Origin of the sequence: Blastochloris sulfoviridis (genome assembly GCF_008630065.1) — a bacterium.
GTDB classification, from domain to species: domain Bacteria; phylum Pseudomonadota; class Alphaproteobacteria; order Rhizobiales; family Xanthobacteraceae; genus Blastochloris; species Blastochloris sulfoviridis.
Map to the genome: position 1 here is coordinate 106,002 of NZ_VWPL01000006.1, position 25,107 is coordinate 131,108.

Annotated in this window: 20 protein-coding genes; 7 read left to right on the forward strand and 13 right to left on the reverse strand. The window is 67.6% G+C overall.

What is annotated here, in order from left to right:
• Positions 1–119 precede the first annotated feature (119 nt).
• From F1193_RS05165 to F1193_RS05210, 10 genes are all read right to left on the reverse strand, one after another.
• On the reverse strand, positions 120–1,037 hold the full coding sequence (locus F1193_RS05165; protein WP_150096604.1) for a flagellin: 918 nt from the start codon (positions 1,035–1,037) through the stop codon (positions 120–122).
• 218 nt (positions 1,038–1,255) lie between these two features.
• The gene (flgK, locus tag F1193_RS05170) at positions 1,256–3,004 is read right to left on the reverse strand and encodes a flagellar hook-associated protein FlgK (protein ID WP_150096605.1); all 1,749 of its coding nucleotides are present in this window, start codon (positions 3,002–3,004) and stop codon (positions 1,256–1,258) included.
• Between the two features lie 15 nt (positions 3,005–3,019).
• Entirely contained in the window at positions 3,020–3,520 is a 501-nt protein-coding gene (locus tag F1193_RS05175) for a flagellar protein FlgN (protein ID WP_170263385.1), read from the reverse strand.
• A gap of 19 nt (positions 3,521–3,539) precedes the next feature.
• Complete coding sequence (locus F1193_RS05180) at positions 3,540–3,833, reverse strand: hypothetical protein (protein WP_150096607.1); 294 nt, start codon at positions 3,831–3,833, stop codon at positions 3,540–3,542.
• A gap of 4 nt (positions 3,834–3,837) precedes the next feature.
• Entirely contained in the window at positions 3,838–5,091 is a 1,254-nt protein-coding gene (gene flgE, locus F1193_RS05185) for a flagellar hook protein FlgE (protein WP_150096608.1), read from the reverse strand.
• Between the two features lie 13 nt (positions 5,092–5,104).
• Positions 5,105–5,764 carry a flagellar hook assembly protein FlgD gene (locus F1193_RS05190; RefSeq protein ID WP_150096609.1) on the reverse strand — a complete coding sequence of 220 codons (660 nt, stop codon included), beginning with the start codon at positions 5,762–5,764 and terminating at the stop codon, positions 5,105–5,107.
• A gap of 393 nt (positions 5,765–6,157) precedes the next feature.
• Positions 6,158–6,628 (reverse strand): flagellar export chaperone FliS, encoded by a 471-nt coding sequence (locus tag F1193_RS05195; protein WP_150096610.1) that lies wholly within the window; start codon positions 6,626–6,628, stop codon positions 6,158–6,160.
• Positions 6,621–8,297, reverse strand: a complete 1,677-nt coding sequence (gene fliD / locus F1193_RS05200; protein WP_150096611.1) for a flagellar filament capping protein FliD — start codon at positions 8,295–8,297, stop codon at positions 6,621–6,623. Before fliD ends, F1193_RS05195 begins: the two co-directional genes overlap by 8 nt.
• Before the next feature lie 62 nt (positions 8,298–8,359).
• Positions 8,360–9,175 carry a flagellin gene (locus F1193_RS05205; protein WP_150096612.1) on the reverse strand — a complete coding sequence of 272 codons (816 nt, stop codon included), beginning with the start codon at positions 9,173–9,175 and terminating at the stop codon, positions 8,360–8,362.
• 147 nt (positions 9,176–9,322) lie between these two features.
• On the reverse strand, positions 9,323–10,054 hold the full coding sequence (locus F1193_RS05210; RefSeq protein WP_150096613.1) for an RNA polymerase sigma factor: 732 nt from the start codon (positions 10,052–10,054) through the stop codon (positions 9,323–9,325).
• Between the two features lie 831 nt (positions 10,055–10,885).
• On the opposite strand from F1193_RS05210, the gene F1193_RS05215 reads away from it, so the two are divergent.
• Positions 10,886–11,779: a hypothetical protein gene (locus F1193_RS05215; protein WP_150096614.1), complete on the forward strand. Its 894-nt coding sequence runs from the start codon at positions 10,886–10,888 to the stop codon at positions 11,777–11,779.
• Positions 11,780–11,794: 15 nt separating this feature from the next.
• Complete coding sequence (locus F1193_RS05220; RefSeq protein WP_246164134.1) at positions 11,795–12,859, forward strand: DMT family transporter; 1,065 nt, start codon at positions 11,795–11,797, stop codon at positions 12,857–12,859.
• Between the two features lie 9 nt (positions 12,860–12,868).
• On the opposite strand, the gene F1193_RS05225 is transcribed toward F1193_RS05220, so the two are convergent.
• Positions 12,869–13,693 (reverse strand): creatininase family protein, encoded by an 825-nt coding sequence (locus F1193_RS05225; RefSeq protein ID WP_150096615.1) that lies wholly within the window; start codon positions 13,691–13,693, stop codon positions 12,869–12,871.
• 252 nt (positions 13,694–13,945) lie between these two features.
• Between F1193_RS05225 and F1193_RS05230 the strand changes: the two genes are divergently transcribed.
• Positions 13,946–14,479, forward strand: a complete 534-nt coding sequence (locus F1193_RS05230; RefSeq protein WP_150096616.1) for a MarR family winged helix-turn-helix transcriptional regulator — start codon at positions 13,946–13,948, stop codon at positions 14,477–14,479.
• On the opposite strand, the gene chrA is transcribed toward F1193_RS05230, so the two are convergent.
• Entirely contained in the window at positions 14,471–15,769 is a 1,299-nt protein-coding gene (gene chrA / locus F1193_RS05235) for a chromate efflux transporter (protein WP_150096617.1), read from the reverse strand. The two genes, F1193_RS05230 and chrA, sit on opposite strands and share 9 nt — an antisense overlap.
• A 101-nt stretch (positions 15,770–15,870) precedes the next feature.
• Entirely contained in the window at positions 15,871–18,462 is a 2,592-nt protein-coding gene (locus F1193_RS05240) for a bifunctional diguanylate cyclase/phosphodiesterase (protein WP_246164135.1), read from the reverse strand.
• A 597-nt stretch (positions 18,463–19,059) separates the two neighbouring features.
• On the opposite strand from F1193_RS05240, the gene F1193_RS05245 reads away from it, so the two are divergent.
• From F1193_RS05245 to msrP, 4 genes are all read left to right on the forward strand, one after another.
• Positions 19,060–20,262, forward strand: coding sequence for a pyridoxal phosphate-dependent aminotransferase (locus F1193_RS05245; protein WP_150096619.1), 1,203 nt, complete (start codon positions 19,060–19,062; stop codon positions 20,260–20,262).
• A 101-nt stretch (positions 20,263–20,363) separates the two neighbouring features.
• Positions 20,364–20,852 carry a DUF992 domain-containing protein gene (locus tag F1193_RS05250; RefSeq protein WP_150096620.1) on the forward strand — a complete coding sequence of 163 codons (489 nt, stop codon included), beginning with the start codon at positions 20,364–20,366 and terminating at the stop codon, positions 20,850–20,852.
• A 338-nt stretch (positions 20,853–21,190) separates the two neighbouring features.
• A complete protein-coding gene (locus F1193_RS05255) occupies positions 21,191–23,248 on the forward strand; it encodes an elongation factor G (RefSeq protein WP_150096621.1) in 2,058 nt (685 codons plus the stop codon).
• A 438-nt stretch (positions 23,249–23,686) separates the two neighbouring features.
• Positions 23,687–24,709 (forward strand): protein-methionine-sulfoxide reductase catalytic subunit MsrP, encoded by a 1,023-nt coding sequence (msrP, locus tag F1193_RS05260; RefSeq protein ID WP_150096622.1) that lies wholly within the window; start codon positions 23,687–23,689, stop codon positions 24,707–24,709.
• Positions 24,710–25,107 lie beyond the last annotated feature (398 nt).

Here is a 25,107-nt window from a genome sequence, read left to right on the forward strand (position 1 = left end):
TCGGCGCTGCGCGCCGTCCGGGATGACGTGCGGGCGGCGGCGGAGACGCGCCCGGGACGGAGAGACGCGCCCATGATGACGCGACGGCGGAGCGCGTCGGGACGACTTGTGAAGGCCGCTCAGCGCAGGAAGTCGACCAGCCGCAGATTCTGGATCTTCGAGATCGCCGAATAGGAGGCCTGGAGCTGGGCCTCGTAGGTCGACACGCTGGCCGCCACCGCGGCGATGTCCACCTCGCCGAGGCTGCTCGCCATCGCCTCGGCATAGTCGACATAATCGAGCTGGTTCTGCTCGGCACGCTCCAGGGCGCGCGCATCGAGCGACAGCATGGTCTGTACCGTCGTCATGGAATCGAGCGCCTCCAGCACCAGGGAGGACGCCTCGGTCAATGCCGCCGTATCGAGCGGCGAGACCGCCATGTTGGCAACCAGATTGAACACCCGCAGCGTCTTCTCGAACGCCGGATCGGCGGCGGTGACGCCATACTCGATGACGTCGTCGTTGGACACCCGCACCGAGGTGATCGCATCGTCGCCATTGTAGTAGGACGTGTCGGCGGTGGTCGGCGCGGTCGACTGCGCCGCCAGCGCCGTCAGGTCGACCGGCTTGGTGTCGACACGGCTGCCGGCGAACAGATAGCGCCCCTCGAACTGGGTGTTCATCAGCGAGGCCGCTTCCTCCATCAGCTCCGAAGCCACGGCGTTGATCGCCTCGCCGCTGGTCGCATCGAGCGTGCCGGTGGCCTGCGAGATCTTGGCGCGCAGCTCGGTGAGCACGTCGACGATCGCGCCGCAGGCGTCATACATCACCTCGACGCGGTCGCCGCTGAGCGACGCGGCCTTGGCGAACGCCTCGGCGCGCGCCTTCGAGACCTCGACATTGACCAGCCGGCCCGCCGACGAGCCAAGTCCGCCATAGTCGGTCGAGATCTTGCCGGTCGCCTGCTGCATCTGCAGCTCGGCCAGGCGTGCCTGCGTGCCCAAGGTGGTCGCCAGCATCCGGGTGGAGGTGTTGAAGGTTGCAACACGCATCGACATGGGGCGTCCTCCCTAGACACTCTCCGCAACCGTGGATGCCGGCCTTGCGAAAGAGACTGCCACAACTCAAGAAACTGGAGCGTCCGACCGGTCAGTCCGACCGGCGGCTGCTCTAGAGCATTTTATTCCGCAAACGTGGATACCGGTTTTGCGAAAGAAAATGCGACAAACCAGAAACGTAGAGCGTCCGATCCGGTGCAGTCAGATCGGATAGCGCTCTAGGCCGTCCGCGCCGCCTGCAGCAGCGCGTCGAACATGTCGTTCAGCGCGGCGATGATCTGCGTCGCGACGCTGTAGAGGTCTTCGAGCTCGCTCAGCCGCGCCGTCTCCTCGTCGATATTGACGCCAGCCTGCGAGGCTAGCGAATCGGCCAGGGTGGATTGCGCGCCTTCCGCCGTCTTGTGGCCGGTCTCCGCGCCCTGCGAGATCGCCGCGACGTCCGAAATGATATCCGCCGCGTAGCTCGAGAACGAGGTCGAGGTGCTGCCCAGCCGGCCGGCGGCGGAGAAGGCGTGCGTATCGGTGAGCGTGTCGTAGAGCCCGTTGGCGATCGTGGCGTTGCCGCTGGTCACCACCTGGCTGCCGACCGTCAGCGTCGCCGCGCCGGAGAGCTGCGAGCTCGACAGCAGGCCCGGCGTCGCCAGCAGGTCGGCGCGGACATTGATGTCGGTGGCGTTGGTTCCGGTCAGCAGGTCGTTGAGCCCGAAGAAGCTCGACATCCCCTGCCCGCCCGCGCCCACGGCGCTGGTCATCTCATTGATCGCGATGCCGGTGCCGGAGGCATCCGCGCCGACCACCAGGTGGCCGGAGGCATCGAAATGGGCCGACACGCCGGCAAGTCCGTCGATGGCGGACGCCAGGTCGCCGACCGTCGCATAGGCGGTCAGATCGAGGTCGGAATAGGACGCCAGCGTGCCATCCTCGTTGACCACCGCGATGCGCACCGTGCCGGTCGCCGACAGCGCATCGGCCGCATCCACCACCTTCGTGCCGGTGAGGGTCGACGACGGCGGCAGCGATGTGCCCTGATTGTGCACGGCATTGATCGCGCCGATCAGCTTGGCGGCGAGCTCGTCAAGCTCATCCTGGACGGCCGGCAGGAGATTGTCGCGCTGCTCGATCAGCGCGCCGATCTCGCCGCTGGTGATCGAGGCGGTGATGTCCTTGCCATCGACGGTGATGGCGTTGAAGACCGTCGACGAGGTGACGGCACCGACCGACTCGTAGGAGAGCTGGTGGGCGGAGCTGTCGACCAGCGGACTGCCCGACGCCGAATAGACGTACATCACCCCCGCCGAATTGGTGAAGTAGGACACGTTCATCTTGTCGGCGACGGTCTGCAGCGCGGTGTTGCGCCGGTCGTCCAGGTCCGCCGTGGAGTCGCCGCGCGCCTGCGCGGCGATGATCTGCTTGTTGAGCGAGGAGATCTCCTCAAGCGCGGCGTTGACGTCGGAGATCACGGCCTCGATCGAGCCGTCGGCCTCCGCCCGCAGATCCTGGACGCTGCGCGAGGTCTCGCGCAACTGGATGGCGGCCGCCTCGAACTGATCGACCACCGCCGCCTGCAGGCTCTCGCCCTCCGGGGTGGCGGCGAGATTGGTGAGCGCGGTCTCCAGCGATGCCAGCGTGTTGCCCAGCGACGTCCCCGTCCCGGTCTCGTCACCGCCGAAGGTCTGTCCGAACAGGCTCTGCAGGCGATCGGCGTAATTCGCCTTGGTCTCGGCGGCGCCGAGCACCGAGATCGATTCGACCAGGGCCTTGACCAGGTACTTGTCGACCTTGCTGGTGATGCCGGTGATCGTCGTGCCCGCGCCGACGCCGGCGGTCGAGGTCGCCACCTGCGTCGCGATCTTGCGCGTATAGCCTTCGACGTCCGCATTGGCGATGTTCGAGGAGGTCAGCGACACCTGGACCGAGGTTGCCATCAGCGAGCTGGTGGCAATGTTGCGGATCACCGAGAAGGACATGACGGGGGCTCCGGGTCAAACGTTCAGCGGCGCACGCAGCGACGGCGACGCGGCGGGCGCGATGCGAACCTGGCCCTTGGCGTCGTAGGGCGCGTTCTGCGTCATGTCCTCGCGGATCGCCCGCATCACCGCATCGAGCCGGCGGTGACTTGCGTCGAGCGCCGCCTGCAGCCGCTCGACGTTCTCGCCGACGGCGGTGTTGAGCACGCGCGAGCGGGCGACCATGGCCTCGCGCAGCCGTTCGTCGGCCGCGGTCAGGTCGATGTGGCGCGTACGCACCGCGGCGACCCACTGCTCGAACGCCCCGCCCAGCTCGCTCTTGCGCGCGGTCGAGCCGATCAGCGAGGCCGGGAAGCCACGGCCGAGGATCTTGTTCTCCTCGGTCAGCACCTCGACCAGCCGGTCGATCAGCTCGATCGCCTCGGCGACGGCGGCGTCGATGTCGGACGCATCGATGTTGGCGGCATCCTTGTCGAAGACTTGGCTGCCCGGCATTCGGGGCGTGTTGTCCATCATGGCACTCTCGCGGGTTGGATCAGGTCCGCTTGCGGTTCATGTTCAGGGTCTGGGCGATTTGGCCATAGGCGGTGACGGCGGCCTTCTGGCGCACGGCGGCATCCAGCTGCGCCTTGATCGCCTCGCACTCCTCGCCCATGGCGCGGTAGACGTCGGCCAGCTCCGCCGCCAGCGACGCCACGAGCTCGGCGCGGTAGGGCTGGCCTGTGGACGACGACGCGCCGATCCGCTGCGCCTCGGCGATAAGCCGCTTCGCCCGGCGCAGCAGAGGCTCGTCGTCAGACTGCGCGCTGGTTCGGCATCCCGGCAGCATCGGATCACCTCATCGCCGAAATCAGCGTGTCGTACATGGTGCTGACGGTGCTGATCACCTGCGCGGAGGCGGAATAGGCCTGCTGCGCCGAGATCATCACGCTGAACTCCTCGGAGGTGTCGGTCTTCGAGGCTTCGAGCGTCGAGCCATTGACCGTCCCGGCGCCGCCGCTGCCCGAGAGCTGCATGGTCGCCGAACCGGACGACCCGCTCTCGCGGTAGAGGCCGCCGCTTTCCGCCTGCAGGCCGTTGGCATTGGTGAAGGTGGCCACCGCGATCTGATAGATCGAGCGCACCGCGCCATTGCTGTAGGAGGCGTAGACGATACCGTCCTCGATCGAGATTCCGCTCAACGAGCCGTAGGACAGACCGTCCTTCTCGATTGTGCCGAGATCGACCTTGATGGTGCCGTCCACCGACTGCTGGGTGAGACCGCTGAAGCTGCCGGGATCGCCGAGATCCAGGCTGATCGCGCTGTTGGCGGCGCCTGTGGTCCAGCCGGTGATGGAGAGCGTGGTCGGCGCGGCCGAGGCGATCGAGCCGTCGCTGTTGAAGGTGATTGCGATCGGCGTTGCCATCGAGGTGCCGACCACCGTGGTGCCGTCCGACGACAGCACAGGGTCGGAGAAGGTCGCCTCCCAGGTGCCGATGCCGGTCTTCTCCCAGGTGATGGAGACCAGCGCCGAGGTGCCGAGCGAGTCGTAGATCTCCAGCGTGGTCTCGAACGTGTCGCCCACCGCCGCATTGGCCGGCAGGTTGGCGCTCATCGACACCTCGGTGGTGGGCGCGGCGCAGCTGGTGATGACGTTGGTGTCGATGCTCTCGAGATTGCCGGCGGTGGGCGCGCCGATGACATTGCCGTCGGCATCGGTGCGCCAGCCCATCAGAAAATAGCCGTTATTGACGAGATAGCCGTTGTTGTCCTTCGAGAACTCGCCGTTGCGGGTGTAGAACTTTTCGTTCGAGCCCGCCGTGCCGGTGACCGTGAGGAAGCCGTTGCCCTCGATCGCGAGGTCCGTGGTGCTGCTGGTGCGGGTGAGCTGGCCCTGGGCGCTGATATTGGAGCGCGTGTTGCTGAGCACGCCGCCGGACGAATAGGACGAGGACGAGGCGCCGGTGACCAGGCTTTCGAAGCTGGCGACGGTGGTCTTGTAGCCGTAGGTGCTGGAATTGGCGAGGTTGTCCGAGACGGTGGCGATCGCCGTGCTCTGGGCCTTGAGCGCGGAGACCGACGAATTGAGGGCGCCGGAGAGACTCATGGAACACTGCTCCTCAGGACTTGATGGCGATGACGTTCGCGAAGGCGACCTCGGCATCGCCGATCTGCAGCATCACGGTGCCGCTTGAACTGTCGACGCCGGTGACGGTGCCGATCACGTTGGTCGTGGCGTCGATCGCATTGCCGGCGGCATCGGTGGCGGTGATGGAGATGGTGTAGGCGCCATCCGGCGCCGTGCTGCCGGACGTGGTCTTGCCGTTCCAGACGAAGCTGTGCTCGCCCGCCGCGGTCTCGCCGGTCGTGGTGTAGACGGTCTTGCCGCTCTCGTCGGTGATCTTGATGGCGACCTTGGAGGCGTCCGAGGCAAGCGTGTAGTTCCAGGTCGCCTGGCCGTCGGCCAGCGCGTTGGTCTTGCCGACGGCTTCCACGGTGTGGCCGACATAGCCCACGGCGTTCGCCGCCAGCAGGCTCGCCAGCGCGGTGGTCACATTGCCGAGCTGCTCGTTGATCTGCGTCTGCTCGCCGAGGCTCGCATAGGACACGAGCTGGTTCATATACTCGTTCGGATCGGTCGGGCTCAGCGGGTTCTGGTTCTGGAGCTGCACGCACATCAGCGTGAGGAAGTCCGACATGTCCAGATCGGTCGAACTGGAGCTGGCGCTCGTGCTCGACGTATAGGCTGACGACGATGAAATCGAAGAAACGGATGTCATGACGAATCTCGACCAATGTCCCGCCGCCCGGCGCGGGCGGGCAGGATCGCTCTCGGCTTCTGCACGAATGGGACGATCTGGAGATTTAACGATGCTGCCCGAAATTCCGGGCGCACTTTCCGCACGGCAGGCGCGCGCGATGCGCAGGCGCGCAAGACAGAAGCGCGCCGACAAGACATGCGCGCGCTGTCGTCATCGCCGGGCTTGGTCCCAACTTTTGGTCATCGCCGGGCCTGGCCCGGCGATCTCGATGGGATTGTCACGATGCTGACGCGGACGGTGCCGGACCAACAGGCGGCCGGCGGGGCGATCACGGCATCGAGATGGCCGGGTCAAGCCCGGCCATGACGGCGTGGCGGCGGCGAGGGTCGGGCCAATCCGCCCGCCTTCGGGTCAGGCCGCCGACGAGGCCGGCGTCTCGGTGCCGGCATTCGCGCTGGCGCTTGGGCGGGCAGCGAGCGGCGGAATCTTGGCGATCTGCGCCCAGGCGTCGCGCAACTCAGTCAGGCCTTCGGCCAGCTTCTGATAGCGGCGGATGGCGTCGGGCTTGCCCATCGCCAGCAGCATCGCCATGATGTTGGCGTGGTAGGTCTTCTGCAGCCGTTCGGCCATCGCGCCGCCCTTGGCGACGTCGATATGATGAGCGAGGCCGCGCAGGATCTGCGTCGAATGCGAGGTGAGATTGAACGCCTCTTCGAAGCGCTTCGCCTCGGTTGCGGCGATCGTGCGCTTGAGGTTGAGCAGCACGCGGTCGAGCGCCATGACGATGGCGGTGGTCGGCGCCACGGTGACGGCGGCGCTGCGATAGGCTGCCGAGACGGCGACGGCCGAGGGGGCCGATTGCTGTGCCTTGGCGTCAATCATTGCTGTTTGCAGCATCAAGCATTGCCTTGAGATAAGCGAGGGTCGATTCGGCCTTGGCCATCGCGGCCTGATATTTCGCGTATCGGGCGGTCAGGCGCTCGCGCAGAGCTTCTGCCCGATCCTCAATGGTCGCGACGTCCGACTCATAGTCGCTAATCTTTTCATTCAGGTTATCGACCACCGTCTGGATCGAGCCCGAGGAGGTGTCGCTCGCCTTGTTTGCGGCGTTATGGAGCCGGTCGGCTAGGCCGTAGCTCAACGTCACATTGATCGATTCGGATGCGTTGCCGATGAAGACGAAGGTGAAGCCCTCATAGGCGGTGCCTGCAGCCCCAATGATGCTGTTGCCGCTGACCGTGAACAGCGAGTTGTCGCCACCGACTGAAGCCGAGATGATGGTGCCGGCACCGTCCGTGGTGATATCGAGTGTGAACGCAGTCGGCGCCGAGGTGCCGCGCCGCAGCACGGTCAGGTCGTCCGACGAAGAGGTGAATTGAAAGGTCAGAAGCGACTTGACCTTTTCCAGATTTTCCAGCAGCGCATCCTGCAGCTTGCCGCTGTCAAGTACGAGATGGTTGGTGGCGTCGAAGCTGAAGCCGAGAAGCGCCATCGTATTCTGGTCGATCACGGTGTTGAGCGCATTCATCACATCGGAGTTGACCGAACGCAGCGTACTGTCGCCAAACAGCACGGCGCTGTCGGCAGCGCCGCCGGAGGCGCTCGTCGCCTGCTGGGCGATGACGAAATCGCGATAAGCATTGTAGGCGTCGACCAGTTCCTGGACCGAGTCGGCAACCGAATTGAGGTCGGCCCCGACCTCCACCGTCACCGAGGTGTCCGTCGCCGTGGTGGCGTAGAGATAGAATGTCACGCCATCGAGCGCGTCGCTGATCTCGTTCGAATCGCGGGTGATCTGCACGCCGTCGATCGTGAGGATGGCGTCCTTGGCCTGCTGCAGCACATTGGCGAAGGTGCCGGTACCGCTGGTGACGCCGAGGCCGTTCAGCACATCGTCGCCGGACACGGCCGTTGCCGTGATCTCCTTGCCGGTTTCGGTCGCGGTCAGCACCAGCTTGTAGGAGGAGTCGGACACCTTCAGCACCGTGGCCTTGACGCCGCTCTGGCTGGAGACGGTGTTGATCGCTGCGGCCAACTCGCTGAGATTCATCGTCGCGGTGACATCGATCTCGACGGCAGTGCCGCCATCGACGGCCAGGCTGAAGACGCCGTTGTAGCCGAGATCGGCGCTCTTGCTCGTCTGGGCACTGCTCGCCACCTTATGGGCGGTGGCAATCTGGGTTACCTCGATATCGTAGGTGCCAAGCTCGGTGCCACTATCAATGCTGACGCCCAGAACATCGCTGGTGTCGTAGCTGCCATCGGTCGACAGATAGGCGCTGCGATTGTTGAACACATCATCGGCCTTGGCGAGGTAGCCGGAAGGCGCGCTCAAGCCATAAGCGGCGGACGAGATGGACGAGAGCAGCGACTGCAATTCCTGATAGGCGGCGACCTTGGTCTCGGTCTTGGTGATCCGGGTCTCGATGCTGTCGGCGGCCGACAGCTTGGCCGCGACGGCGTCCTCGATCAGCGCGCTCCAGTCCGAGTTCAATGCCGAACTGGTGTAGCTCGTCGAGGTCGAGGAACCGGTGCCGGAGACGCTGGCCATGGCGAGTCATCCATTTTGGAGAAACGGCGGCGGGCCGGGCCCGCCGCCGTCCGGGAGCGTGATCAGCCGAGCAGCTTCAGCAGCGCCTGCGGCATGGAGTTCGCCGACGCCGCGGCGGCAACGGCCGCCTGCACCTTCACCTCGGACGACGACAGCTTGGCCTGCTCGGCCGCGATGTCGACGTCGGCGATCGCCGAACTGGCCGCATCGAGGTTTTCGATCGACGTCGCAATCGTTTCGCTCTGGAAGTCGAACCGGGACTGCAGGGCACCGATATTGGCACGCGCGGCCGACACGGTGCTGATCGCGGTGGTCACGCCGGCAATCGCGGTTTCGGCAGCGGCCTGGGTCGTGGCACCGGCCGCGGCGACGCCGAGGGCGGCAGCGTCAATATCGGTGAACGACAGCTCGATCACATCGGCCGCATCCGAGCCGACGAACACGTCGGCGGCGGTGAAGGAGCCAGTGAGCAGCGACTGGCCGTTGTAGCGGGTGCCGGTCGCGACCGAGCCGATTTCGAGCACCAGCGCGTCGTACTCCGCCCCGATATAGGCACGCTCCGTGTCGGTGACGGTGGCCGAGGCCGACTGCGTGACCAGCGCCTTCATGCGCATCAGGATGTCGGAGATGCGGGCCGCGCCGCCGTCGGCGGTCTGCAGCATCGACATGGCGTGCGAGGCGTTGGTGGCCGCCTGCTCGAGCGCCACGACGTCCGAGTTGATGCGGGTCGAGATGGCGAGGCCGGCGGCGTCGTCCGACGCCTTGGTGATACGCGACCCGGACGCGATCTTCGACAGCGAGCTCGACTGGTCGGCCGCGTTGACGTTCAGGTAGCGGACGGCCGAGTTGGCGGCGGTGTTGGTCGAAATAACGGGCATTGGTGTCAACCTTTCTGTTGAACGAGGCCTCCGGCTTCTGCCGGCGGCGGCGACGCGATCGGGTCTGTGTCCCGGTGGCGTCTACAGGTTCAACGAAAGCCCGCCCCCCAAACTGGCGGACCGGACCGCGGCCATGCTTGCGCGTGGTTAGTCCGCGGTTAATGACTGGCGGATCGAGCGCTCCTGGCTGCGCAACAGCTTGCGAAGCTGCTGGCGGCCGCGCTTGAGCAGCGATTCCACCGCCGACACCGTGGTCTGCATCACCTCGGCGATCTCGGCGTTGGACAGGTTCTCGTGGTAGGAGAGGATCAGCACCACCCGCTGGTGGTCGGGCAGCTGGCCCATGGCGCCTTCGAGCGCATTCACCACCTCGGTGCGGTGGAGCTGGCTCTCGGCGCCCGGCGCGCCGTCCGGCACTTCCGGCGCGGTCTCCAGATCCTGGTTGCGCGGCTGGCGGCGCAGGTCGATGCAGCGGTTGGTCACCACCCGGTAGAGCCAGGTCGAGAACTTGGCCCGGCCGCCCTCCCAGCGGCCGCGATGGGTCCACACCTTCAGCAGCACATCCTGCACCACGTCCTCGGCGTCGGCCGGATTGTCGAGGATGCGCAGCGCCAGCGCGTAGGCGCGGTCGATGTGGCGGCGCACCAGCAGCGCGAACGCCGTCTCGTCGCTCTCGCCGATGCGCTGCAGAAGCTCGTCGTCGCTGGCGGCGCTTGAGGCCGCCGGACTGGCGGGACGCCGCGCCGCGCCAGGAGCGTCAGGCTGCAGCGCCGCAGCGCCCGGCTGAAGCGTCGCAGCGTCCGGCTGAAGCGTCGCAACGTCCGGCTGGAGCGTCGCAACGTCCGCGACCGGCGCCGTCAAGACCGATGCGTTCGCCATCACCAACCTCCACGCCGACGCGGCCTCGTCCGTTCAACGTACAATATTTGGACTATCTTCAAGGTGAATTCAAGCGTATTGACGCGCGGACTCGCAAATTTATTGGCGTTCGCTAGGCATTTCCTTCCCATTTGTTGTAGGAAATTTTTGCCTACTTGTACATTTGAAGTAATTATAAATGAATTGACTGCGATCCGAGCAGCCGGCCGCAGCCCGGCCGCGACACCTCCGGCCCGCATCGCGATCGAGACGCGCGCCTTGGCCGGCCTCACCCGCCGTCCCCGGACGTAGACCGACGGCGACTTGGTTGGGACTTCCGGCGACTTGGTTGGGGCTTGATTGCGACTTGGCGGCGACCTCGGACGCGGTCGCCGGCCATCTGACGCCAATCAGACGGAACATCGCAGCGCCATAATCATATCCGCCTTATCTCGATATAGTTGTATATTTCGCTATAAGGTTACAATTGCCGCCCACGCTGCCGCAAAATATTCATAATGTATTAACCATAATATTTCGAATTTTATTGTTTTCTTTAACCAGTTGTTGACCCTATTTGAGGTGCCGGCCTTAATCGAGTGCGAACACGGGCGGGGGGCCACCTTGGCAAAGCACGAGACATCGTCGGCACATGCGATCGCACCGGCCGGTCTTGCATCGGTCGGTCTTGCATCGGGCGCACACGCGCCGAGCGGGCCCGCTTCGGGACCACACGCCCCGGGGCACGTTTCAGGTGGCCATGCGTTGGGCGGGCATGTCTCTGGCGGGCATGGTTCCAACTCGCATGGTTCGAACTCGCATGGGCCGCACGCGCATTCCAGCGGCGCTCACATGCCGTCCGGGCATGCCGGGGGCGGCTGGGCGCCGGCGCGCGCGCCGGCCGGCGGCCTGCCGGGCGCCGGGGTTGCGCGCCGCCCGGGCGAACTGGAGGCGACCCGCCCGCACCTGAAGGCGCCCGGCAAGGGTGGCGCCAAGCGCGAGCAATTGCACCAGCGGCCGGCGCCCGAGAAGATCCTGCAGGCGTTCAACACCTGGTCGTTCAAGCGGGAGCAGCCGGACAATAAGCCGGCGATCCTGAACCTGATCGGCGATCTCGTGCACCACGATCTGCCGATCCAGTTCCTGATGTACTGGGGCAAGGGTCCGCGGCATTCGCTGGCGAAGCCGGACACCGCCTGCCTCGATCATCTGAAGGATCTCACGCGGCGCGTCGACGAGGTCTACCGGCATGGCGCGACGTTCCGGCTGATCTTCACCGACACGCATGCCGAGCTGAACGGCTACGCCAAGGACGCCTGCGAGCGCTATTTCCAGGCCGTGGCGGCGGCGGCGGCGGCGCGCGGCTTCGACGCCTGCCGGCTGAGCCATCTGATGGCGGCGGTCGGCATGGTCGAGTGCGACGGCGACCTCGACGAGGCGGTGCCCGAGGACACGCTGGAGAAGCTGCGCGTCTGTGCCGAGAAATGGTACCACGGCGAAGGCGGCGCCGCCGACGGCGCCGAGAAATACTACCGCATGAACATGCGCGAGAAGCGGGTGGTCGAGCTCGCCTTCCCGCGCGCCATCTTCACCACCTTCAATGGCAGCCAGTTCCGCAGCCTGTTCCCGGACCGGCTGCCGGTGTTCTACATGTATTCGCTGCGGCGCGGCGTCAGCATCAAGCCGTGGTTCATCCCAGCCGACGCCCCCCTCCCCGACGCGCCGCCGGCCGAGCCGGCATCCTGACCCGCGGGCCCGGCGATGACCGACACCGTCCGGCCGCACGTGCGGCATTCGCCCGCGCCCTCCCCCGCCATGACCCCTCGGGAGCGGAGCGCCCTGGGATATGCCGAGCGCCGCACCGCCGTCGTTCCCCCGGCAGCAGCCGGGCTGAGGGCGGCCCGCCCCGCGGCCGCGCCGCGGCCGGAGCCGGCGCGCGCGCCGGCCAGGATGCTGCGCGTCGACAATGTGCCGCGCGGCATTCTCTACATGATCGCGGCGACGATGTTCTTCGCGGTGTCGCACGCCATCAGCAAGTGGCTGGTGGCCACCTATCCGGTCGGCGAGGTGATGTTCCTCCGCTCGCTGTCGTCGCTTCTCGTCACCGCGGCGCTGGTCCTGCCTTTCACCGGGCTGGCGGTATTCGATACGCCGCGGCCGGGCGCGCACCTAGCGCGCGGCTTCTCCCAGGCCTGCTCGCAGACCTTCGCGGTCATCGCCTTCAGCATGATGCCGCTGGCCGGCGCCATCGCCATCAATTTCTCGGCGCCGCTGTGGGCGGCGCTGCTGTCGGTGTTCTGGCTGAAGGAGCGGGCGGGGCCGGCGCGCTGGGCGGCGCTGCTCACCGGCTTCAGCGGCGTGGTCATCGTCGCCAATCCCGGCGCCGATGCGCTGCAGATCGGCGCGCTGTTCGCGCTGGCCAATGCGGTGATGTATGGCAGCGTCACGGTGGCGGTGCGCGGCATGTCGGCCACCGAGTCCGCCAACACGCTGATGATGTGGCAGCTGATGACGGTTGCGGCCTGCCACGCCGCGCTGCTGCCGTTCGGGCTGGTCACGCCGACGCCGCAGGACGCGCTGCTGCTCTTCCTCACCGGGGCGGCCAATTCGGGGGCGCAATACACCTGGACCAAGGCGCTGTCGCTGGCGCCGACCGCCGCCGTCTCGCCCTTCTACTACCTGCTCTTGGTGTGGGCGATGGGCGTCGGCTTCCTGGTGTGGGGCGACGTGCCGACGCTCGGCCTCGTCGCCGGCTCGGCGGTGGTGGTGGGCTCCGGCCTGTTCCTGCTGTGGCACGAGACGCGGCGCCACAAGGAAAAGAACTAGCGGTTGGGGTCAGTCGATCCCCTCTCCGCCGCCGAGCGGCCCCGGCGCCAGTGCTGCCATGTCGAAGGCGTCGACGTCGCGCAGAAGCGCGATGAAGGCGCGCGCCCCGTGATCCGCGGCGGCGCGGCCCTTCTCCGCCGTCGCGGCGGCGGCGTTGCCGACCACACCCGCGGCGTTGAGATCCTGCGCCATCCAGCCGAAGCCGACCGGGCTCGTCGCCCGCAGCCGGGCGAAGCGCGTCTCCATGCCCTCGGCGTGCGAGGCGAAGTCTTGCGCCAGCTCCATGCGCACCAGATCGGGCCGGAAGGCCAGCATCAGCGAGGTCTCGATCTCGCCGCCATGGATGCCGAAGCGCACCTCATGTGCTCCGAACAGCCCCTCGGGATAGCCGAGCTTGTGCCAGGAGCAGGTGACGGCGAACACGCCGTGGCGCGCCCGCAGATCGCGCGCCAGCATGTCGGCGGCGGCGACATTGCCGCCATGGCTGGTGGCGATGACCAGCTTGCGCAAGCCGGCGCGGTGAAGTGCCGTGCCGATGGCCTGCCAGCCGGCCATCGCGGTGGCCGCCTCCAGGCTCAGCGTGCCGGGAAAGGCGAGATGCTCGGGCGAGATGCCGATGGCCTGCACCGGCAGCAGCACCGCCGGCAGGTCGTCCGGCAGAAGCTCGGCCACCCGCGCCAGATAGCCTTCGGCGATGACGGTGTCGGTGCCGAGCGGCAGGTGCGGCCCGTGCTGCTCGACCGCGGCAAGCGGCAGCACCGCGATCCAGCGCGCGGTGTCGCCGCCCGCGATCTCGGGCCATGTCAGATGCGTCCACCACCGCCTGGGCGGCATGACCCTGCTCCTCTTGAGCATCTTTCGTAAAAGCTTGTACCGGTTCGGCGCAAGAAAATGCGATCCGTCAGAAACCTGCAGCGCCAATCTGCGGCTGGCAGACCGGATTGCGCTCCAGGACTCGCCTTTTTCCTTCGCCGACATACAGATTTCACGAAGACACGGAAACTATCCGGTGGGCAGGCTGTACGGAATGCCTGCAAGAATTGACCTTGCCGGCGATGCCGGCAAAGATTCGGCGGGAGCTGGGCGATGAAGGACGGCGGCGCCAAGGACGTCTACAGCAAGACAGTCGGCTACCGGCTCAATCACACGGCCCGGCTGCAGCGGGCGCGCGCCGCCCGCCTGCTGGCCGGTCTCGGCCTGTTTCCCGGCCAGGAGACGGTGCTGAAGCTGCTGGCCGAGGGCGACGGCCGCACCATGGGCGATCTCGCCGGCGCGCTGCGGGTGCGCCCGCCCACCGCCTCCAAGACCATCGCCCGGCTCGCCGTGCAGGGCCTCGTCGAGCGCCGGGCCTCGAACGGCGACGGCCGGCTGGTGCGCGTCCACCTCACCGAGACCGGGCGCGCGCGCGCCGACGCCATCGACGGCATCTGGCACGCCCTCGAACAGGAGATGGTCGAGGGGCTGGACGGCAAGGACAAGAAGCGCCTGCGCAAGCTCTTGCGCCGGATCGAGAAGAACCTCGCCGCCCGGCTCGGCACCGAGCCGCACGAGGACGACGCCGAGGACGCCGAGGACGAGCCGGTATCCCCGACGATCAAGCCGGCGGTGGCATCAGAATAGGCTCGCCAGCACGCCGAGCCCGGCCATGATCGCCACCGTGGCGATGAGCCCGCGCTTGGCCACGAACACCAGCCCCATCGCGATGGCGGCGAGCGCGGCCGCCCGCGCATCGAAGCTTGCCGGATCCGGCACCAAGAGCCGGACCGGGCCGAGCTGGACGGTCCCGACCGTCGCGAACAGCGTATGCAGCGCGAACCAGGCCGCGAGGTGCGCCATCACCCCCACCACCGCCGCGGTGATGCCCCGGAGCGCCGCCGCCAGCCGGCGGTTGGCCTGCAGCGTCTCCAGCCACGGCGCGCCGGCGAAGATCCACAGGAAGGACGGCGCGAATGTCACCCAGGTGGTGACGGCGGCGCCGAGCAGGCCGGCAGCGAGCGGCGCGAACGGCGCGGGCGCCCGGTAGGCGCCGAGGAAGCCCGCGAACTGCGTCACCAGGATCAGCGGCCCCGGCGTGGTCTCGGCAAGGCCGAGCCCGGCCAGCATGTCGGCAGGGTCCGCCCAGCCGCGTCCCACCGCCTGCTCGGCGAGATAGGCGAGGATGGCGTAGGCGCCGCCGAACGTCACCACCGCCAGCTTGGCGAAGAACGCCCCGATCTCGAACAGCACGTGGCCCGCACCGAGCGTCGCGGCGATCAGGCCGAGCGGCGCAAGCCACAGCAGCGCGGCGATGGCGGCCGGCCACAGGCCCGCGCCCGCGGGCCGCACCGCGGCTGGCGGCGCCTCGGGCACGGCGGCGAACAGCAGGGCGCCGGCCAGAGCCGCGGCGGCCACCACCAGCGGAAACGGCAGCGCGAACAGCCCCACCGCCAGCAGGGCGGCCAGGGCCACCGCCTGCGCCGGCCGCGGCTTCAGCACGCGGCGCGAGACGCGGATCAGCGCCTCCAGCACGATCGCCAGCACCGCCGCCTTGATGCCGAAGAACAGCCCGCCGACGAGGGGGGCCCCGGCGAACAGCACATAGGCGATGCTCAGCGCCAGCATCACCAGCGCACCCGGCAGCACGAACAGCCCGCCGGCAATGACCCCGCCCCGCCAGCCCTTGAGCCGCCAGCCGATATAGGTGGCGAGCTGCTGGGCCTCGGGGCCGGGCAGCAGCATGCAGAAGTTCAGCGCCCGCAGGAACTGGCCCTCGTCCAGCCATCCCCGCTCCTCGACCGCCACGCGATGCATCAGTGCGATCTGCGCCGCCGGCCCACCGAAGGACAGGAGTCCGATGGCGAGGAAGGCGCGCGTCAGGCCGGCGAGGGTCGGAGCAAGGGTCGGAGGAAGGGTCGGGGGCGGCTCGCTCATGCCGAATCCTGCATAACGCAGACGGCACTATAGCGACGGCCGCGGGATTTGCCGCGGGCGACAGGGGTCCGGCGGCCAGCCGTTCGGACCGGACCGGCCACCTACCCGCCAGCCGCCTTCGACAGGCCCCACTTCTCGATGATGCCGGCGATCTCGTCGGCCGGCACGGCACCGGAGAACAGGAAGCCCTGCGCCTCGTCGCAGCCCAGCGCCGCCAGGAATTCGCACTGATAGTCGGACTCGACGCCCTCGGCGGTGGTGGTCATGCCGAGCGCGCGGGCGATCGAGACCACCGCCTGCACGATGACCACGCGGTCGGTGCCGTGCACCAGATCGGTGACGAAGGAGCGGTCGATCTTGACCTTGTCAAAGGGGAAGGTCCGCAGATAGCTCAAGGACGAATAGCCGGTGCCGAAATCGTCCATGGCGATGCGCACGCCGAGATTTTTCAGCCGCCGCAGGGTGGCGATGGTGTTCTCATTGTCCTCGAGCACGATCTGCTCGGTGATCTCGATCTCCAGGCGGCAGGGCGCGAGCCCGGTCTCGGCCAGCAGATGCTCGATCCGCTCGCCGAGATCGGGGGCGAGAAGCTGCACCGGCGACAGGTTGACCGCGATCTTGAGATTGCCGGGCCAGCGGGCGGCCTCGCGGCAGGCGGCGTCCAGCGCCCATTCGCCGATCGGCATGATCAGCCCGGTATCCTCGGCGACCGGGATGAACAGGCCCGGCGGAATGAGGCCCTTGACCGGGTGGCGCCAGCGGGCCAGCGCCTCGAAGCCGGCCACGCAGTCATCCCGCAGATCGATGATCGGCTGGTAGTGCAGCTCCAGCTCGCCGCGCTCGATGGCGGTGCGCAGATCGGTCTCGATCTCGCGCCGGTCGTTGAGCTCGGTGCTCATGGCGTGGCTGTAGAAGCGGAACGTGCCGCGGCTGTCGGCCTTCACCGAATAGAGCGCGAGATCGGCGGCCACCAGCAGGTCGTCGACATTGCGCCCGTCGGCGGGGCCCATGGCGATGCCGATGCTGGCGCCGGTGCGCACCTTGTAGCCGTCGACGTCGAAGGGCGGGGCGATGCAGTCGAGCAGGCGGCGCGCCAGGTCGCCGATCTCGGCGCGCGAGCCGGCCATCGGCACCAGGATCGAGAATTCGTCGCCGCCAAGCCGCGCCAGCAGCACGCCGGGTTCGACCGCCTGCTTCAGCCGGTTGCCGACCCGCCGCAGCAGCAGGTCGCCGATGCGATGGCCGAGCGTGTCGTTGATCACCTTGAAGCGGTCGAGATCGAGGAACAGCACGGCGAAGCCCGGCGCCTCGGGATCGTCGCACTGCGCGGCGTAGGCGCTGCAGATCTCCTCCAGCCGCGCGCGGAAGATGCGGCGGTTGGGCAGATCGGTCAGCGGGTCTTCCGAGGCGAGGCGCGCCACGTGGGTTTCCGCCTCGCGCCGCTTGGTGATGTCGGTGAAGGTCTGGACGAGGCCGCCGTCCGGCAGCGGCGCACTGCGGATCTCGATGACCGTGCCGTTGGCCATCAGCCGCTCGGAGATCGCGCAATGGGGGGCGGGGCTCCAGGGCTGGCTGCCCTCGAGCGGATTCAGGCTGGCGTGCTCGCCCGCGTGCTGCAGCGCGCTGTTGCGGGCCTGATAGGCCATCAGCTCGTCGAAGCGCGGCGGCGTCTCGATGAATTTCGGCGGCAGGTCCAGCAGCTCGCCGCACTTGGCGTTGATGATCGGGATCTCGAGATCCTTGGTGATCAGCATGATGCCCTGGCTCATGTTCTCCAGGGTCAGGTGCAACTGCTCGGCCTTCTGGCGGGCCTTGGCCTCGGCCTGCAGGATGTTCTTGACGGCGATGAGGATCAGCACCGTCAGCACGAAGCCGACGATGGCGTTCAGCCGGAGATTGGCGGCCGAGCCGGCATAGACGGCGCGCAGATCGGTGCTGACGCTCATCCACAAGGGCTGGCCGCGGACATGGCGGAAGGTGACGAGGCGCCGGTTGCCGGAGGCGGAATCGGTCTCCTCGAAGGTGACCATCCCGGCGCTGCGGGCGATCGACACGAACCGGGTGCCGTTCAGATCCTCGCCGAGCGCAAACCCGCCGGCGCTGCCGCCGGCCGAGCGCACGATGCCGTCATTGCCCACCAGCGCGATCGACACCGAGGAGGCAAAGTCGATCTTGTTGTAGAAATTGGTCAGGTGCTCCGGCTTCAGCGAGGCGACGACCACCCCGCCGAACGAGCCGTCGCTGTTGAGAAACCGCCGCGTGAACTGCACGGACCATTGCCGGCTGACGCGGCCGACGACCGGCTTGCTGACGAACAGCCGGTCCTCACCGCTGCTGAGGTGGACGCGGTAGTGCTCGCGGTCGCTGAGGTCGAGCGGCGCCGCGGGCTGCGGGCCGGCGTTCGAGGCGCGCATGATGCCGCTGGCATCGATGATCGCCACCTGGACGATGATCTCGCTCAGGACGTCGGTGGTGCTGACGATGGTGTGGAAATCGGTGGTGTCCTTGCGGGTCTCGATGGTGCGGCGAAGATAGAGGAGCGCCTTGTCGATCTCGCCGATCGAGCGCAGCACGTTCTCCTCGAACACCATCGAGAAGTTCTCGTTGGTGCGGACGGCTTCGCGCAGATCGCTGCGCAAATCGTCGGAATATTTCAGGAAGATGCCGACCCACAGCATGACGATGAGCGCCAAGCCGAAAATGGCCGAGCTCCGCCACTTGCCCAAGCGTTTAGACAAGCGCTTGGCAAAAAGGCGGGGAAATTGAGCAAGGTGCCGTCTCATCAGCGAATGCCGTGTCACGCTCCCATCAGGCAGCACGATCCACCTCTCCGCTTAACATGGGGTACACACGCATATTATTCGGAAATTAATGTAAACAGAATATTAATATCATGAATAGTTTCCATTCGCGGAAACACAACCTCATTGCATCGCGGAATCCCCAAGCTGGCAATACACAAAGTTGCCATGAACGGCCGGTGCGGCCGGTCGCATCGGCCGACGCAGGCGGACTCTCAACATGCCTCCAGCGGTCGATAGGCAAGGGATTACAACCTCCGCGGGTGGGCGGCGCGCCGGCGGCGGAATGGGTCCGAGGCCGAAGAGCGCCCCGGATATCCCTCCTCGGCCGGCTTGCCCGGGTTTCTTGTGCGCTTGGCGGCGGATTCCCGCAGGGTTTGCCTTGCCTGCCCCAGCGGCTGCGACTAGGGATGTTGTTTCGCGCCGGTCCCGGTGGAGCACCGGACAGGCGCCGCCAAATCCCTTTCCCAGCCTTGCAGGAGTGCCGCCATGGGCTTCCTCGCCGACAGTCTGTCGCGCATCAAGCCGTCCGCCACCATCATGCTGACCCAGATGGCGCGGGAGCTGAAGGCGAAGGGCAAGGACGTCATCTCGCTGTCGGTCGGCGAGCCGGACTTCGACACGCCCGACAACATCAAGGAGGCGGCGATCGCCGCCATCCGCCGCGGCGAGACCAAGTATTCGCCGGTGCCGGGCATTCCCGAGCTGCGCGAGGCGGTGTCGCAGAAGTTCAAGCGCGAGAATGGGCTCGACTACAAGCCCAGCCAGGTCATCGTCGGCACCGGCGGCAAGCACGTCATCTTCAACGCCCTGATGGCGACGATGAACCCCGGCGACGAGGTGATCTGCGTCGCGCCCTATTGGGTGAGCTACCCCGAAATGGTGGCGCTGTGCGGCGGCACCCCGGTGATCGTGTCGGCGACGCAGGAACACAATTTCCGGCTGCAGCCGGCGGATCTGGAGCGCGCCATCACCCCGCGCACCAAGTGGATCATCCTGAATTCGCCCTCCAACCCGTCGGGCGCCGCCTACAGCCGGGCGGAGCTGAAGGCGCTCACCGACGTGCTGATGCGCCACCCGCAGGTGTGGGTGCTGTCGGACGACATCTACGAGCACCTCACCTACGGTGACTTCGAGTTCGTCACCGCCGCCCAGGTCGAGCCCGGCCTCTACGACCGGACGCTGACCATGAACGGCGTCTCCAAGACCTATGCGATGACCGGCTGGCGCATCGGCTATGCCGGCGCGCCCGAGCGGCTGATCAAGGCGATGGACCTGATCCAGGGCCAGCAGACCTCGGGCACCTCGACCATCTCGCAATGGGCGGCGGTGGAAGCCCTGTCCGGCCCGCAGGACTGCATTCCGCGGTTCAAGGCCGCCTTCGAGCGCCGCCGCGATCTCGCGGTGTCGATGCTCAACCAGGCGCGCGGCCTCACCTGCCCGACGCCGGAGGGCGCGTTCTACGTCTATCCGTCCTGCGCCGGGCTGATCGGCAAGACCGCGCCGGGGGGCAAGCTGATCGCCTCGGACGAGGACTTCGTGATGGAGCTTTTGGCCACCGAGGGCGTCGCCACCGTGCACGGCTCCTCCTTCGGGCTCGGGCCGAACTTCCGGGTGTCCTACGCCACCTCCGACGACAAGCTTGAGGAAGCCTGCCGGCGCATCCAGCGCTTCGCGGCGTCCCTAACGTAACAGGTCGGTGGCGCGGGCTTGACCGCAGCCGCCGAATGGCGAAAGTCCAACCCTGCCGCGCAATCGTCCACCCAGCGGCGCCGTTGTCAGGAGGCTAACCCATGCTGCGTCGTCTCACCGTTGCCGCCGTGGCGGGCGCGGTTCTCGCCTTGCCCCAGCTTGCGGCGCCGCAGGCTGCCCTCGCCCAGTCGCGCGCCGAGGTCGGCGTGCTCGAATGCGTCTCGACCGGCGCGACCGGCTTCATCCTCGGCTCGATTCGCGACGTCACATGCACCTTCCGGCCGAACCCGCGGGTCAAGGCGAAGCCCGAGACGTATGTCGGCACCATCCGCCGGTTCGGGCTCGACCTCGGCGTCACCGAGCGGACGGTGATGGTGTGGAGCGTGTTCGCGCCGACCGTCAATATCGGCCGCGGCGACCTCGTCGGCGACTATGCCGGCGTCTCCGGCCAGGCGACGATCGGGGCCGGCGTCGGCGCCAATGTGCTGCTCGGCGGCTCAAACAAGACGATCTCGCTGCAGCCGCTCAGCGTCGAGGGATCGCTGGGCCTCAACATCGCGCTCGGCGTCGCCGACCTTGAGCTGCGCTGAGCGATCCGCGCAGGCGTCCGCGAAACCCCACGATTCGAGGAACCCGCCGCGAGGCGGGTTCTTTGTTTTGCGGCAGGCCCGCAGACCGCCCCCGACTAAGTGTTTGCCCGCCGCCGCCGGGCGAATGGCTGCGCTTGCACCGGCCGCGACAGCCTGAAACGATAGGATCCCCGACGCAGTTTCAGGCGCAAGAGCATTCTCCGCAAGAGTGGGAACCGGTTTTGCGAAAGAGAATGCGACAATTCAATAACTTAGAGCGTCCGCGCGTTCGATGAGACCGGCGGAGGCTTTTGGCCCGCCGCTTCATCGGTACCTGGCGGGCAGCGGAGGTGGTTCACATGTCAAACAATGGCAATAACGGAACGAAGAGCCCCAGATGCATTGCACTGGTGGGGCCGTTCCAGAGCGGCAAGACCACGCTGCTCGAAGCGATCCTGGCCCGCAGCGGCGCCGTTCCGCGGCAGGGCTCGGTCGACGCCGGCTCGACCGTCGGTGACGGCTCCAAGGAATCCCGCCTCCACAAGATGAGCACGGAGGTCAGCGTCGCCTCCACCTCCTTCCTGAACGACAGCTACACCTTCATCGACTGCCCGGGCTCGGTGGAGTTCCTGCACGACATGCGCGCGGCGCTGCCGGCGGTCGATGCGGCGGTCGTGGTGTGCGAGGCCGACGAGCGCAAGCTGCCGCAGCTTTCCATGGTGCTGCGCGAGATCGAGGGACTCGGCGTCCCGCACATGCTGTTCCTCAACAAGATCGACAAGGCGGACAAGCGCGTCCAGGACACGCTCGCGGTGCTGCAGCCGGCGAGCCGCCTGCCGCTGCTGTTGCGCCAGATCCCGATCTGGCGGGAGGGCATCGTCGTCGGCTATGTCGACCTCGCGCTGGAGCGGGCGTTCGTCTATCGCGAGCACTCGGCCTCGCAGGTCGTGCCGCTCGAAGGCGACGACCTGTCGCGCGAGAGGGAAGCGCGCTTCCAGATGCTGGAGACGCTGGCCGACCACGACGACGCACTGATGGAGCAGCTTCTCGAAGAGATCGAGCCGCCGCGCGACCGCGTGTTCGACGACCTCGCCAAGGAGTTGCGCGAGGGACAGGTGACCCCGGTGCTGCTGGGCTCGGCCCTGCACGGCAACGGCATCCAGCGCCTGCTGAAGGCGCTGCGCCACGAGGTCTGCGGCCTCGACGACACGCTGAAGCGGCTCGGCGTCGCCGCCAATGGCGGCGACACCGTCGGCTATGTGCAGAAGACGCTGCACACCAGCCATGGCGGCAAGATGTCGATCGTGCGCGTGCTGGCCGGCCAGGTTGCCGACGGCACCATGCTGATGGGCGCCAAGGGCGAGGCCGCCCGCGTCGCCGGCGTGTTCAAGGTGCAGGGGCAGCACATCGACAAGCGCGGGCCGGCCACGGCCGGCGAGACCGTGGCGCTGGGCAAGCTCGACCCGGTGATCACCGGCGACACCGTCACCTCGGGCAAGGCGCCGCTGGCGCCGCTGGTCGGGATCACGCCGGTGCCGCCGGTGCTGGCGATCGCCGTAGCCGCGCGCGACCGCAAGGACGACGTCAAGCTCGGCCAGGCCCTCAACAAGCTTCTGGAGGAGGATCCCTCGCTGGTGCTGGTGCACAATGCCGAGCTGAGCGAGATCGTGCTGCACGGCCAGGGCGAGATGCAGCTGCGCGTCGCCATCGAGCGGCTGCAGGAGCGCTTCCAGATCCAGATTGCGACCCATCCGCCGCGGGTCGGCTATCGCGAGACCATCCGCAAGGGCGTGGTGCAGCGCGGCCGCCACAAGAAGCAGTCGGGCGGCCACGGCCAGTTCGGCGATTGCGTGCTGGACATCCAGCCGCTGCCGCGCTCCTCGGGTTTCCAGTTCGCCGAGAAGATCACCGGCGGCGTGGTGCCGCGCCAGTACATCCCCTCCATCGAGGAGGGCGTGAAGGACGGCCTCAAGGAAGGCCCGCTCGGCTTCCCGGTGGTCGACGTGTCGGTGACGCTGATCGACGGCTCCTACCACACCGTCGATTCCTCCGACATGGCGTTCCGCACCGCCGGCCGCGTCGGCATCCATGAGGCGCTGCCCAACTGCCAGCCGGTGCTGCTGGAGCCGATCCACCACGTCGACGTGTTCTGCCCCAGCGACGCCACCGCCAAGGTCAACGCCATCCTGTCCGGACGGCGCGGCCAGATCCTCGGCTTCGAGGCGCGCGAGGGCTGGCCGGGCTGGGACGTGGTGCGGGCGGAAATGCCGGAGGCAGAGATCGGCGACCTGATCGTCGAGCTGCGCTCGGCCACCGCCGGCGTCGGCACCTTCATCACCCGCTTCGACCATATGGCCGAGCTGGTGGGCCGTGCCGCCGATCAGGTGATCGCAGCGAAGAAGGCCGCCGCGGCGTGAGGTGATGGGCGGCCGTCGTCTTGGCCGCCCCGCTCTCTCGTCGTCCCGGGCGCGCAAAGCGAGACCCGGGACCGTCATCCGGAAAAGTCACCCCGTCCTGAAAACGATCCCGGCTCGCGCGGCTGACGCCGCTTGGCCGGGACGACAATACTCCTCGAAGGCTCACCCGGGACACGGCGTGCCGCCCGCACCGGCTCGGGGTGGCCACCCCGAGCCGGTGCACCCATCAAAGCACATTTCGCCGTTCCAAGACCCGGGACCGTCATCCGGAAGGCCAATCCCCGCACGATCCCGGCTCGCGCGGCTGACGCCGCTCGGCCGGGACGACAACCTCTCCCCTCTCGATCTCCCCCTCGAAAGGGATGTCGCCGTTTCGTGACTTGCCTCGCCGGACGGTTCGGCGCCGAATGGAGCCGCCCTCTTCCCCCGGGAGGCACCATGGCGAATTCCATCGGCCGGCCTGCGATCCTGCGCCGGCCAGACTGGGCGTTGCCCGACAGCGCGGCGACGCCCGAAAGCGTCTATCTCAACCGGCGTGCCATCCTTGCCGGGCTTTCCGGCGCGGCGCTTGGCGGCGCGGCGATCGCCACGCCCGCGGCGGCCGACTGGCTCGACGTGTTCCGCAGCGAGCCTCAGCCGTCGCAGCCGCCCGACCCCACCGCCGATCTCTACCCGGTGGCGCGCAACCCCGCCTACACGCTCGACCGGCCGCTGACGCCCGAGCCGCTGGTGGTCGGCAACGTCAACTACTACGAGTTCTCCTCCGACAAGCCGACGGCCTCGCGCCTCGCCCAGCGCCTCGCCATCCGGCCGTGGACGGTGACGATCGACGGGCTGGTCGAGGCGGAGACGACCGTCGATATCGACGCGCTGATCCGCCGCTTCGCGCTGGAGGAGCGCACCTATCGCCACCGCTGCGTCGAGGCGTGGTGGATCGCCGTGCCGTGGACCGGCTTTCCGATGGCCAAGCTGATCGACTTCGCCAAGCCGCTGTCGTCGGCGCGCTATGTGCGCTTCGAGACCTTCGGCAATTCGCCGGTAGCGCCGGGCCATCGCCAGAGCTGGTATCCGTGGCCCTACACCGACGCCTTCACCATCGAGGAGTGCTCAAACGAGCTGGCGCTGATGGGGACCGGCGCCTATGGCAAGCCGCTCGACCGCGCCAATGGCGCGCCGCTCCGGGCGATCCTGCCGTGGAAGTACGGCTTCAAGCAGGCCAAGGGCATCGTGCGCGTGACCTTCCTCGATAAGCGGCCCAAGGGCTTCTGGGAGACGGTGCAGGGCTTCGAATACGGCTTCTGGGCCAATGTGAACCCGGACGTCCCGCACCCGCGCTGGAGCCAGGCGACCGAGCGCGACCTCGCCACCGGCGAGCGGCGGCCGACGCAGATCTTCAACGGCTACGGCGAATTCGTCGCCCACCTCTATGAGGGCAAGGCGGGCGAGCGGCTGTATATGTGATCTCCGCCGGTCGTCCCCGGCGAGCGCGGCTCTGGCCGCGCGAGGGAAGGGGACCCAGGGGCACGACTGCCGAACCCGGAACCGTCGCGGATCATGGTTCCCTTCCCTCGCATCGCTGTCGCGATGCTCGCCGGGAACGACCGGTTGGCGAGATTGTCATCCCGGGCAAGTAGCGGAGCTGCGCGACCCGGGATCGTGCGCAGGAAAAGACACCCTGTCCTGAAAACGGTCCCGGCTCGGCGCTTCGCGCCGTCCGGGACGACGTGACACGGGGAACGGTCCCCCGGGTCTCGGCTGGCGCCTCGCCCGGGACGACGAAGGGAGAGATTGTCATCCCGGGCAAGCAGCGAAGCTGCGCGACCCGGGATCGTCATCAGAAAGAGGTGCAAATTCACCAC